This window comes from Streptomyces sp. MBT53 (assembly GCF_016654115.1).
Classification (GTDB): domain Bacteria; phylum Actinomycetota; class Actinomycetes; order Streptomycetales; family Streptomycetaceae; genus Streptomyces.
Genome location: NZ_JAEQAZ010000106.1, coordinates 18,855 through 31,135, shown reverse-complemented (window position 1 = coordinate 31,135; position 12,281 = coordinate 18,855). Strand labels below are relative to the sequence as shown.

7 protein-coding genes are annotated in these 12,281 nt (G+C 70.7%); all 7 read left to right on the top strand.

What is annotated here, in order from left to right; translation table 11 throughout:
- Positions 1 to 65: 65 nt before the first annotated feature.
- The 7 genes from JHN45_RS32020 to JHN45_RS31990 all read left to right on the top strand — a co-directional run bounded on the left by JHN45_RS32020 (position 66) and on the right by JHN45_RS31990 (position 12,193).
- Positions 66 to 2,696: a PAS domain S-box protein gene (locus JHN45_RS32020; RefSeq protein WP_201052276.1), complete on the top strand. Its 2,631-nt coding sequence runs from the start codon at positions 66 to 68 to the stop codon at positions 2,694 to 2,696.
- Positions 2,697 to 3,102: 406 nt separating this feature from the next.
- Entirely contained in the window at positions 3,103 to 3,774 is a 672-nt protein-coding gene (locus JHN45_RS32015; protein ID WP_201052274.1) for a response regulator transcription factor, read from the top strand.
- Positions 3,775 to 3,871: 97 nt separating this feature from the next.
- The gene (gene uvrC / locus JHN45_RS32010) at positions 3,872 to 5,923 is read left to right on the top strand and encodes an excinuclease ABC subunit UvrC (RefSeq protein ID WP_201052272.1); all 2,052 of its coding nucleotides are present in this window, start codon (positions 3,872 to 3,874) and stop codon (positions 5,921 to 5,923) included.
- A complete protein-coding gene (gene rapZ, locus JHN45_RS32005; protein WP_200712140.1) occupies positions 5,920 to 6,927 on the top strand; it encodes an RNase adapter RapZ in 1,008 nt (335 codons plus the stop codon). The genes uvrC and rapZ overlap by 4 nt, the downstream gene beginning before the upstream one ends.
- Positions 6,924 to 7,991 carry a uridine diphosphate-N-acetylglucosamine-binding protein YvcK gene (gene yvcK, locus JHN45_RS32000; RefSeq protein WP_026178369.1) on the top strand — a complete coding sequence of 356 codons (1,068 nt, stop codon included), beginning with the start codon at positions 6,924 to 6,926 and terminating at the stop codon, positions 7,989 to 7,991. The genes rapZ and yvcK overlap by 4 nt, the downstream gene beginning before the upstream one ends.
- A complete protein-coding gene (gene whiA / locus JHN45_RS31995) occupies positions 7,982 to 8,971 on the top strand; it encodes a DNA-binding protein WhiA (protein WP_019067568.1) in 990 nt (329 codons plus the stop codon). Before yvcK ends, whiA begins: the two co-directional genes overlap by 10 nt.
- 264 nt (positions 8,972 to 9,235) lie before the next feature.
- Complete coding sequence (locus JHN45_RS31990; RefSeq protein ID WP_201052270.1) at positions 9,236 to 12,193, top strand: M14 family metallopeptidase; 2,958 nt, start codon at positions 9,236 to 9,238, stop codon at positions 12,191 to 12,193.
- Positions 12,194 to 12,281 lie beyond the last annotated feature (88 nt).

Below are 12,281 nucleotides of genomic sequence, written 5' to 3'. Positions count from 1 at the left end.
CAGGAGCATCAGCTTGCGCCCGACGCGCAGCCGGGCGAGGAAGGGGATGCGGAGGGCGCAAGCTGATGCTCCTGGTGCTGCTCCCGGTGACCGGCATGATGGCGTTCACCGCGTTCGGCGCCGTCTCCCAGTGGCACGACGCCCAGACCCTGCGGGACTTCCGTACGGCGACCGAGCTGTCGTTCCGGACCACCGCGCTGACCGACGCGCTCGCCAGGGAACGCATCGCCGCCGTGAAGGCCCGGCTGCGTCCGGGACCCGCGACCCTGAAGGAACGCGCCGGGGCGCAGCACGCCACCGACGGAGCCCTGCGCGCGGCCCTCCTCGACGCCGCCGACTGGACCGGACCGCTCGACGTGCCGGGCCGCCTCGACGCCCGCAGCCGTCAACTCCGCGCCCTGCGGCTGCAGACCGGGACCGGCTCCCTCACCGCGCCCCGACTCGCCGACCAGTACGACACGATCGAGCACGACCTCCTGGAGCTGGCCGCCACGCTGGAGTCCGGTCGCCCGACCCGCACGTCGGGCCAGGCCGCCGACGCCCACGTCGCGCTCCTGAACGCCATCGAGGCCGCCGAACGCGAACGCACCGAACTGGCCGTCCTGTTCGCCGCCCCCGACGCCCCCCACCCCATCGCCACGGACCGCTGGTCCGCGCTGGAGAAGGCACTCCTGGACGACTTCGACCAGACCGCGCCCGCCGGCCTCAAGGGCAGGCTGTACGTCGTCCTCCTCCAGCACCCCGGCCTCGTCGTCCGCAAGACCCGCGAGACCCTCGCCGACCCGCACGCCCAGCGCAACGCCTGGCCCACGTACGACAGTTGGCTGACCGCCTCCACCCAGCGCATCGAGGCGCTGCGCGGTATCCAGCACCGGGTCGCCGCCCAACTGGGCCGGGACGCCACGAGCGACCTCGACACCGCGCGGGCGCGGAGGACCCGCGACCTCGGCGTCTCACTGGCCGTACTGACCGCCGTCACCGTCCTCTCGCTGGCCCTGCGCCTGTCGATCACCCGGCCGCTCAGCGAGGTGGCCTCAGGCGCCCGGGCGCTCTCCGAGGGCGATCTGTCGTACGACATCCGATACGGCGGCCGGGACGAACTCGGCGCCGTCGCCGACACGTTCCGCGAACTGAGGGTGACCACCGGACGGCTCGCCGCCGAGATCAACAGCATGAGTACGGCGATCGACGACAACCGGCTGGGCCACCGCGCGGACGTCGCCGCCTTCGAGGGGACGTGGGCACAGTTGCTCGCCGGCATGAACGACACCATGGAGTCCTTCACGGCGGCCCTGGTGCGGCGCGACAAGGCCGAGCGGGAGCTGGCTGGCATCTTCCACCTCTCGCTCGACCTGCTGTGCATCGTGGGACTCGACGGCCGCTTCCGGCGCGTCAACCCCGCCTTCGAGCGGACCCTCGGCCACTCCGCCGAGACGCTGCTGGACAGACCATGGCTGGAGTTCGTGCACCCGGAGGACCGGGCACACACGCGTGCCGCCCTCGACCGGCTGGCGAGCGGCGTCGAACTGGGCGAGTTCGAGAACCGCTTCCTCCGGGACGACGGCACCGAACGCTGGCTCCAGTGGAGTGCCCGACCGGTCACCGGAGAGGGCCTGATCTACGCCGCTGCGCGTGATGTCACCGAGAGCCGCCGCGCCGCCCGGGAACAGACCGCGCTGCGAGAGGTCGCCACCCTCGTCGCGCGCGGGGTCCCGCCGCACGAGGTGTTCTCCGAAGTCGCCCACCAGGTAGGGACCGTGCTGAGCAGCGGCTCCGCCGCGGTCCTGCGCTACGGCGCCGACGGAGTCGCCACCGTAGTGGGTTCCGCCCACAGCCCCGCCGTGGAGGCCGAGGCGCCGGCGGCGGCGGAGGTGGCGCGAACCGCCCGTCCCGCGCGCGTGGGCCGCTCGGTCGGCGCCCCGATCGTCGTCGACGACCGGTTGTGGGGTGCCGTCGTCGCGGCTGTCGCCGGACCTGAACCGCTGCCCCTGGGCATCGAGTTTCGGCTCGCCGACGTCACCGAACTCGTTGCCACCGCCCTCGCCAACGCCGACAGCCGGGAGAAACTCACGGCGTCACGCGCGCGTGTGGTGGCCGCCGGGGACGCCTCCAAACGCCGTATCGAACGCGATCTGCACGATGGTGTCCAGCAGCGGCTCGTCTCGCTCCAACTCGATGTCAGAATGGCCCAGTCGATGCTGGCGGAGCAGCCCGAGGAACTCGCCCAGCAGCTGGACCACATCGCCACAGGGCTGGACGACGCCTTCGCGGAACTGTTGCAGATCGCGCGGGGCATCCACCCCGCGATCCTCTCCAGGGGCGGTCTGGGTCCGGCTCTGCGGGCGCTGGCCCGCCGCTCCGTCGTCCCCGTGGAACTGGACCTGAGCCTGCCCGCCGGCCGCCTCCCGGAACAGACGGAGGTCGCCGTCTACTACGTGACCTCCGAGTCCTTCACCAATGCCGCCAAGCACGCGCGCGCGAGCTTCGTGCAGGTGACGGCGCGGGCCGAGGACGACGTCCTGGAGGTGACGATCGCCGACGACGGAGTGGGCGGCGCCGACCCCGGGCACGGCTCCGGGGTCATCGGACTTGTCGACCGGGTGGAGGCGATCGGCGGCAAGCTGCGCGTCGACAGCCCACCGGGGGAGGGCACGACACTCACCGTACGGCTCCCGCTGCCCCGGACGGAGTTGTGACCGCCCGACGCGTACGCGACGGGGTCCAGGCCGGGGGGAGCGTGGACTCGGTGACGTTGCGTACGCGTCGGGCGGTCTGCTCGGACGGAGAGGCAGCCGTCCGGCCTCAGGGGTGCTCCGAAGGGCCCGCACGCAGGTGCTCGGTGTTCGGGCGGACACGGACCGACCGCCGTCGTCTGCCCGCCCGTGTCCGCCGTGTCTCCCGCAGCCCTTGCGACCCGGGCCCTGTCACCTCTCGCCCGGGGCGACCGGTCCGCTCGCGTCTGCACTGTCACCAGAATCGCTCGTACGCGGCCCCCTGTCGTCACGGGCACCCCCCAATTTCCATACCCGCTAGCAGTAACCGGCCAGGTCCGGCAGGCTGTCCGTGGCGCAACGCAGCGGTTGGGCAAGGGGAGCCTGGACGATGGATGCATCGCAGTGGACCGAGCGCGGACGGGTCGTTCTCGCGGACGACGACGTCCTGCTCAGAGAGGGCCTGGCGAGCCTGTGCGAACGCTTGGGCTACGAGGTGGCCGGCCAGGCCGGTGACGCGGAACGGCTCCTGGAACTGGTCGACACCGAGCGGCCCGACCTCGCGATCGTCGACATCAGGATGCCCCCGGACCACTCCACCGAGGGCCTCAAAGCGGCCCGTACGATCCGCGAGCGCCACCCCGGCACCGGCATCCTCGTCCTCTCGGCGTACGTCGAGGTCGAGGAGGCACTGGAGCTGCTGGCCGGCGGGCACCGGATCGGATATCTCCTCAAGAGCCGGGTCACGGTCGTCGACGACTTCATCGAGGCCCTCGACCGCATCCACAAGGGCGGCTCGGTCGTCGACCCCTCCCTGGTGCACGAGCTGTTCTCGGCGCAGCGCCGCGACGACCCGCTGTCCGTCCTCAGCAACCGAGAGCGCGAGGTCCTGGCGCTGATGGCGGAGGGCCGTTCCAACGCCGGCATCGGCCGCAGGCTGTGGGTCACCGAGGGCACCGTCGAGAAACACGTCCGCAGCATCCTGGGCAAACTCCGCCTTCCGGAGGCCGCCGACGACCACCGCCGTGTCCTGGCGGTTCTCACCTTTCTGGAGTCGCGGTAGGAGTCGCGAGGAGTTCCGTCCGGAGTTCCGCCGGGCGGGCCCCGGCGTTGTCCACAGCCCCGCCGCGCTGTCACTCCGCGCCAGTAGGGTGTGAAACATGGCCGATCCCTCCAGCTACCGCCCCAGGCCGGGAGAGATCCCGGACTCGCCCGGGGTCTACAAGTTCCGCGACGAGCACCGCCGGGTGATCTACGTCGGAAAGGCGAAGAGCCTGCGCCAGCGCCTGGCGAACTACTTCCAGGACCTGGCCGGACTCCACCCGCGCACGCGCACGATGGTCACCACGGCCGCGTCGGTGGAGTGGACGGTCGTGTCCACGGAGGTCGAGGCCCTCCAGCTGGAGTACTCCTGGATCAAGGAGTTCGACCCCCGGTTCAACGTCAAGTACCGCGACGACAAGAGCTACCCGTACCTCGCGGTGACGATGAACGAGGAGTACCCGCGCGTGCAGGTGATGCGCGGTCACAAGAAGAAGGGCGTCCGCTACTTCGGGCCGTACGGACACGCGTGGGCGATCCGCGACACCGTGGACCTCCTGCTGCGCGTGTTCCCCGTCCGCACCTGCTCGGCCGGCGTCTTCAAGAACGCCACCCGCACCGGCCGCCCCTGTCTGCTCGGTTACATCGGCAAGTGCTCCGCGCCCTGCGTCGGCCGCGTCTCCGAGGAAGAACACCGCGAACTGGCCGAGGAATTCTGCGACTTCATGGCCGGCCGCACCGGCACGTACATCCGCCGCCTGGAGCAGCGGATGACGGAGGCCGCCGAGGAGATGGAGTACGAGCGGGCGGCCCGCCTGCGCGACGACATCGAGGCCCTGCGCAAGGCCATGGAGAAGAGCGCGGTCGTCCTCGCCGACGCGACCGACGCCGACCTGATCGCGGTCGCCGAGGACGAGCTGGAGGCGGCCGTCCAGATCTTCCACGTCCGCGGCGGACGCGTCCGCGGCCAGCGCGGCTGGGTCACCGACAAGGTCGAGGACGTCACCACCGCGGCCCTCGTCGAGCACGCACTCCAGCAGCTCTACGGCGAGGAGACCGGGGACTCCGTCCCCAAGGAGGTCCTCGTCCCGGCCCTGCCCGACCCGGTGGAGCCGGTCCAGCAGTGGCTGACGGACCGGCGCGGTTCGAACGTGTCGCTGCGCATCCCGCAGCGTGGCGACAAGAAGTCCCTCATGGAGACCGTCGCGCGCAACGCCCAGCAGTCCCTGATCCTCCACAAGACCAAGCGCGCCTCCGACCTCACCACCCGCTCGCGCGCCCTGGAGGAGATCTCCGAGGCCCTCGATCTGGACAGCGCCCCCCTGAGAATCGAGTGCTACGACATCTCGCACCTCCAGGGCGACGACGTCGTGGCGTCCATGGTCGTCTTCGAGGACGGGCTGTCGCGCAAGAGCGAGTACCGCCGCTTCCAGATCAAGGGCTTCGAGGGGCAGGACGACGTCCGCTCCATGCACGAGGTGATCACCCGTCGCTTCCGGCGCTATCTCGCCGAGAAGGAGAAGACGGGGGAGTGGGCGGACGGCGACGAGCTGACGGACCTGAAGGACGAGGAGGGCCGTCCCAAGCGGTTCGCCTATCCGCCGCAGCTCGTGGTGGTCGACGGCGGGCAGCCGCAGGTCGCCGCGGCAAAGAAGGCCCTCGACGAGCTGGGCATCGACGACATCGCCGTGTGCGGTCTCGCCAAGCGCCTGGAGGAGGTCTGGCTGCCCGACGAGGACGACCCCGTGGTGCTGCCCCGCACCAGCGAGGGCCTCTACCTCCTCCAGCGCGTCCGCGACGAGGCCCACCGCTTCGCGATCACCTACCAGCGCGCCAAGCGGGCCAAGCGGTTCCGGGCGAGCCCCCTGGACGACGTACCCGGACTCGGCGAGACCCGCAAACAGGCGCTCATCAAGCACTTCGGTTCGGTGAAGAAGCTGCGATCCGCGACAATCGACCAGATCTGCGAGGTTCCCGGCATAGGTCGCAAGACCGCCGAGACCATCGCGGTGGCCCTCGCCCAGGCGGCCCCGGCCGCACCCGCCGTCAACACGGCGACTGGAGAGATCATGGATGACATGGAAGACGGTGCACCCGTGACGACGGCGGGTGCGCCGGGGGAGCCCGTACCCGCGGGCGCCCCGGACGAGCGACGGGGGCAGGAGACATGAGCGAACAAGAGAAGCAGCCCACAGCGGACCGAGATCGGACGCACAAGGAATCGGGCGAGGATCAGGCTTCGCAGCAAGAGGTCCAGGACGACGGAGCACAGGTGAGCACGGACAGCACGACAGCCGGCGGGGTGCCCGAGACGGCGATCCCCGAGCTGGTGATCATCTCCGGCATGTCCGGGGCCGGGCGGTCCACGGCCGCCAAGTGTCTGGAGGACCTCGGCTGGTTCGTCGTCGACAACCTCCCGCCCGCCCTGATCCCCACCATGGTGGAGCTCGGTGCCCGCTCCCAGGGCAACGTGGCGCGGATCGCGGTCGTCGTCGACGTACGCGGCCGGCGCTTCTTCGACAACCTCCGCGAGTCCCTCGCCGACCTGGAGTCGAAGAACGTCACCCGGCGGATCGTCTTCCTGGAGTCCTCCGACGACGCCCTGGTGCGCCGCTTCGAGTCCGTGCGCCGCCCCCACCCCCTCCAGGGCGACGGCCGCATCGTCGACGGCATCGACGCCGAGCGCGAACTCCTGCGCGAACTGCGCGGGGACGCCGACCTCGTCATCGACACCTCCAGCCTCAACGTCCACGAACTGCGCGCCAAGATGGACGCCCAGTTCGCCGGCGAGGAGGAGCCCGAACTGCGGGCCACCGTCATGTCCTTCGGCTTCAAGTACGGCCTCCCGGTGGACGCCGACCTCGTCGCCGACATGCGCTTCCTGCCCAACCCGCACTGGATCCCGGAGCTGCGCCCCTTCAACGGCCTCAACGAAGAGGTCTCGGCGTACGTCTTCAACCAGCCCGGCGCCAAGGAGTTCCTCGACCGGTACGCCGAGCTGCTGCGCCTCATCGCGGCCGGCTACCGCCGCGAGGGCAAGCGGTACGTGACGATCGCGATCGGCTGCACCGGCGGCAAGCACCGCTCGGTCGCCACGGCGGAGAAGCTCGCCGCGCGGCTCGTGGCCGAGGGCGTCGAGACGGTGGTCGTACACCGGGACATGGGACGGGAATGACGGGACGTAGCCCACGGCTGGGCAGGCTGCGCCGAGTGGTGCCCGAGGGACGGACGACCAGGCCCGTGGAGGCCCGCGGCGGGAAGCCGCGCCGACGCGGCACCCAGCCCAAGGTGGTCGCCCTCGGCGGCGGCATGGGCCTGTCCGCCTCGCTCACCGCGCTGCGCCGGATCACCGGCGACCTCACCGCCGTCGTCACCGTGGCCGACGACGGCGGCTCCAGCGGCCGTCTGCGCGACGAACTCGGCGTGCTGCCCCCGGGCGACCTGCGCAAGGCCCTCGCCGCGCTGTGCGGCGACGACGACTGGGGCCAGACCTGGGCCCGGGTCATCCAGCACCGCTTCCAGTCCAAGGGCGATCTGCACGAGCACGCGGTCGGCAATCTGCTGATCGTCGCCCTGTGGGAGCAGCTCGGCGACCATGTGCAGGCCCTCGACCTGGTCGGCAAGCTGCTCGGCGCACACGGGCGCGTGCTGCCCATGTCCGCCGTACCGCTGGAGCTCCAGGCCCTCGTCAAGGGGCACGACCCGGCGCGGCCCGACGACGTCGACACCGTGCGGGGACAGGCGACCGTGGCGCTGACGCCCGGCGAGGTGCAGTCCGTGCACCTGGTGCCGCACGACCCGCCGGCCGTGCCCGAGGCGGTCGCCGCCGTGCTCGACGCGGACTGGGTGGTGCTCGGTCCCGGCTCCTGGTTCTCGTCGGTGATCCCGCATCTGCTGGTGCCGGAACTGCTCGACGCGCTCACCGAGACGAAGGCGCGCCGGGTACTCTCCCTGAACCTCGCTCCGCAGCCCGGAGAAACCGATGGCTTCTCCCCGCAGCGTCATTTGGAGGTTTTGGGACGACACGCCCCTAAACTCGCCCTGGACGTGGTGCTGGCCGACGAGGCCGCCGTGCCCGATCGCGCGTCGCTCACCGAAGCCGCCAAGCGGCTGGACGCCGCGGTCGAGCTGGCGCCGGTGGCCCGGACCGACGGAACTCCAAGGCACGACCCGGAGCTGTTGGCCGCCGCGTACGACCGTATTTTTCGGATGCATGGAAGGATCGGCCCATGGCGATGACGGCAGCGGTGAAGGATGAGATCTCCCGGCTCCCCGTCACCCGTACCTGCTGCAGGAAGGCGGAGGTCTCCGCCATTCTGCGGTTCGCCGGAGGCCTCCACCTGGTGAGCGGGCGCATCGTGATCGAGGCGGAGCTGGACACCGCGATGGCGGCGCGCCGGCTCAAGCGGGACATCCTGGAGATCTTCGGCCACAGCTCCGAACTGATCGTGATGGCGCCCGGCGGACTGCGCCGCGGCTCCCGTTACGTCGTCCGGGTGGTCGCGGGCGGCGATCAGCTGGCCCGCCAGACGGGCCTCGTGGACGGCCGCGGACGCCCCATCCGGGGCCTGCCGCCGCAGGTGGTCTCCGGGGCGACCTGTGACGCCGAGGCGGCCTGGCGCGGCGCGTTCCTGGCCCACGGCTCGCTGACCGAGCCCGGCCGGTCCTCCTCCCTGGAGGTGACCTGCCCGGGTCCCGAGGCCGCGCTCGCGCTGGTCGGCGCCGCCCGCCGGCTGTCGATCGCGGCGAAGGCGCGCGAGGTACGGGGCGTGGACCGGGTGGTCGTCCGTGACGGCGACGCGATCGGCGCCCTGCTCACCCGACTGGGCGCGCACGAGTCGGTGCTGGCCTGGGAGGAGCGCCGGATGCGCCGCGAGGTGCGCGCCACGGCGAACCGTCTCGCCAACTTCGACGACGCCAACCTGCGCCGCTCGGCCCGCGCGGCCGTCGCCGCCGGCGCCCGGGTCCAGCGCGCGCTGGAGATCCTCGCCGACGAGGTCCCCGAGCACCTCGCCGCCGCGGGCCGGCTGCGGATGGACCACAAGCAGGCCTCCCTGGAGGAGCTGGGCGCGCTGGCCGACCCGCCGCTGACGAAGGACGCCGTGGCGGGCCGTATCCGCCGTCTGCTGGCGATGGCCGACAAGCGGGCCCAGGATCTCGGCATCCCGGGCACGGAGTCCAGCATCACCGAGGAGATGGCCGACAACATGGTCGGCTGACGAACCCTCAGAGTGGGTCGGGGCCAGGTGGAGTTGAGAAAGCGTGACATTCCCGAGAGGGGTGTCACGCTTTTTCGGATGGGTGTCCCCGCCCTCCCCCAGGTCTCGCGGACCGCCCGGCGCCGCTCCAACGCCCCGGTCCGGACGCCCACTTGGACCCCACCCGGCGCTTGACCGTCCCGATGCGCCCCCTTGACTCGATCATGAAGTGTCATGAGCCTGGCAACAGTTCGCTGCTGTGGCGGACAGTTGCTAGGGGGATTCATGAGACACAGAGCGAGATCGATCCTCGCTGTCGGTGCACTCCTGATCGCCGGGGCGAGCATCGCGCCGATCGCCCAGGCGCAGGGCGGGAGTTCCACGAAGGCCGACCCCGACGAGGTCAAGGTCTTCCACGCCGACGTCACCCAGAAGCAGATACCCCTGCTCCTGAAGGCCGGACAGGACGCGCACGAACTCGGCGACAACAAGTTCTCGGCCGCCGGCAAGACCGCCGTCGAGGTCTACCTCACCGACCAGCAGGCCCAGAAGCTGGAGAAGCAGGGCGTCGACCTCACCGAGCACACCCTCTCGGCGAAGGCCGAGACCCGCGTCGAGGACGCGGCGCAGGGCGTGTTCCGGCCGTACAGCGGAAGCGGCGGTCTGAAAGAGGAGATCATGAAGACCGGGCAGGCCAACCCCGGTCTCACCAAGGTCGAGTCCATCGGCAAGACGATCAACGGCCAGGACATCCTCGCGCTCAAACTGACCAAGAACGCGAAGAAGACCAAGGACGGCTCCAAGCCCTCGGTGCTGTACGTGTCCAACCAGCACGCGCGCGAGTGGATCACACCGGAAATGACCCGCCGGCTGATGCACTACTACCTGGACAACTACAAGACCGACAAGCGCATCAAGAAGATCGTCGACTCCACGGAACTGTGGTTCGTGCTCTCCGCCAACCCGGACGGCTACGACTACACCTTCAAGGACACCGACACCCGCCTGTGGCGCAAGAACCTGCGGGACGTCAACGGCGACGGCACCATCTCCACCGGCGACGGCGTCGACCTCAACCGCAACTTCGCCTACAAGTGGGGCTACGACGACGAGGGTTCGTCCCCGAACCCCACCAGTGAGACCTACCGCGGCACCGCCCCCGCCTCCGAGCCCGAGACGCAGGCACTCGACACCTTCGAGAAGCGGGTCGGCTTCAGCTACGGCATCAACTACCACTCGGCCGCCGAACTCCTCCTCTACGGAGTCGGCTGGCAGGTCGCGACGCCCACTCCGGACGACGTGCTCTACAAGGCGCTCGCGGGTACGCCCGACAACCCCGCGATCCCCGGCTACCACTCGCAGGTCTCCTCGGAGCTGTACACGACCAACGGCGAGGCGGACGGCCACGCGTCGAACGTCAACGGCATGTCGATGTTCACCCCCGAGATGTCGACCTGCCAGACCGCGTCGAACATCGACCCCAACGACGCCTGGAACGCGGCCGACTGCCAGTCCGTCTTCAACTTCCCCGACGACGAGAAGCTGATCCAGGACGAGTTCGCCAAGAACATCCCCTTCGCGCTCTCCGTCGCCGAGACGGCCGTCCACCCCGATCAGCCGACCTCGTCGGTCGGCCTGAGCGCCGCCGACTTCACCCCGGCCAGCTTCTCCACGTCGTACGCGCGCGGCGCCGACCAGACGGTCTCCGTCGTCGTACGGAAGTCCGTGCGCGACAAGGAGCTCAAGTACCGCGTCGACGGCGGCCGTACGCAGGACGTGGCGCTCAAGCCCTGGAAGGGCGGCCAGACCTACGGCGGGGACGACAACCTGTACTTCGACGAGTACCGGGCCAAGGTCAAGGGCGCCGACCCGGGCGACAAGGTCGAGGTGTGGTTCACCGGCCGGACGAAGGCCGGGAAGCCCACCTCCAGCGCCCACTTCACGTACACGGTCGCCCAACGACCTGCCGCCGACACCCTCGTGGTCGCCGAGGAGGGCGCCGCCGCCACCCAGACGCAGGCCTACGTCGACGCGCTGAAGGCCAACGGCCGCAAGGCGGTCGTCTGGGACGTCGCCACGCAGGGCGCGCCCGACGCGCTCGCCGTGCTCGACCACTTCAAGACGGTCGTCCACTACTCGGGCCCGGCGGGCCCCGGCAACGACACCCAGCTCCAGCTGCGCGCCTTCCTCAACGAGGGCGGCAAGCTGATCGAGGCCGGCGAACAGGCGGGCGGCTTCGTCGCCCTCGCCGACGGCACCCCCTCGAACGACTTCAGCCAGTACTACCTGGGCGCCTACTCCCGTACGTCCCTCCCCGGGGCCACCGGCTTCAACGGCTCCGGCAAGCTGGCCGGCTTCTCGGGCGCCCTCAGCGGCGCGCCCGGCAACCCGCTGGACCGGGCGGGCAGTTACAGCGTCACCTCCGACTCGCTGTCCCCGGCCACGTACCCGCAGTTCGCGAGCGCCGGCGCGGGCCAGTTCGCCGGGACCGTCAACCCGTACGGGCCCTACGCGGGCTCCTACATGGCCGCCGCCGTCCACACCGACGACGCCTACAAGCGCCTCACCCGCACCATCGACCTCACCGGGGTGAGCGCGGCCGACAAGCCCACGCTGCGCAGCGAGCTGCTGTGGGACACCGAGCCCGGCTACGACCACGCCGTCGTCGAGATCCACACCACCGGCGCCGACGACTGGACCACGCTCCCGGAGGCGGGCGGCGCCACCAGCACCGCGCTGCCCTCGGAGTGCGAGGCCGGGTTCCTGGTCGCCGAACACCCGTGGCTCAAGCACTACCTGACGTTCGCCACCACCGGCTGCACCGCGACCGGCTCCACCGGTTCGTGGAACAGCTTCACCGGCGCCTCCAACGGCTGGCAGCAGGTCAACTTCGACCTGAGCGCCTACGCCGGCAAGTCCGTCGAGGTGTCGCTCAGTTACATCACCGACCCGGGCTCCGGCGGCCACGGCGTCCTCGCCGACGACGCCTCGCTCGTCGTCGGCGGCACGGCCACCCAGACCGAGGGCTTCGAGACCTCCCTGGGCGCCTGGAGCGTGACCGGACCGCCCCCGGGCAGCCCGGCGGTCCTGAAGGACTGGACGCGCACCGGAGCCCTGTTCCAGACGTACGGCGGGATCACCACCGACCGCACCGTGCTGCTGGGCTTCGGTCTGGAACAGGTCACCTCGGCGACCGACCGCGCGGCCCTGCTCAAGAAGGCACTGGCGGCTCTGAAGAGCTGACTCGGTGTGACGATGTCATGAACATCGAGGGCGGTCCGTACCCCTACTGGCGGGTACGGACCGCCCTGCGGTGTATGGGGCATCTCGA

What these genes read in the sequence shown, in the direction of transcription:
- JHN45_RS32020 (WP_201052276.1), top strand. Translation starts at nt 66, where the DNA reads ATGCTCCTGGTGCTGCTCCCGGTGACCGGCATGATGGCGTTCACCGCG.
- JHN45_RS32015 (WP_201052274.1), top strand. Translation starts at nt 3,103, where the DNA reads ATGGATGCATCGCAGTGGACCGAGCGCGGACGGGTCGTTCTCGCGGAC.
- uvrC (WP_201052272.1), top strand. Translation starts at nt 3,872, where the DNA reads ATGGCCGATCCCTCCAGCTACCGCCCCAGGCCGGGAGAGATCCCGGAC.
- rapZ (WP_200712140.1), top strand. Translation starts at nt 5,920, where the DNA reads ATGAGCGAACAAGAGAAGCAGCCCACAGCGGACCGAGATCGGACGCAC.
- yvcK (WP_026178369.1), top strand. Translation starts at nt 6,924, where the DNA reads ATGACGGGACGTAGCCCACGGCTGGGCAGGCTGCGCCGAGTGGTGCCC.
- whiA (WP_019067568.1), top strand. Translation starts at nt 7,982, where the DNA reads ATGGCGATGACGGCAGCGGTGAAGGATGAGATCTCCCGGCTCCCCGTC.
- JHN45_RS31990 (WP_201052270.1), top strand. Translation starts at nt 9,236, where the DNA reads ATGAGACACAGAGCGAGATCGATCCTCGCTGTCGGTGCACTCCTGATC.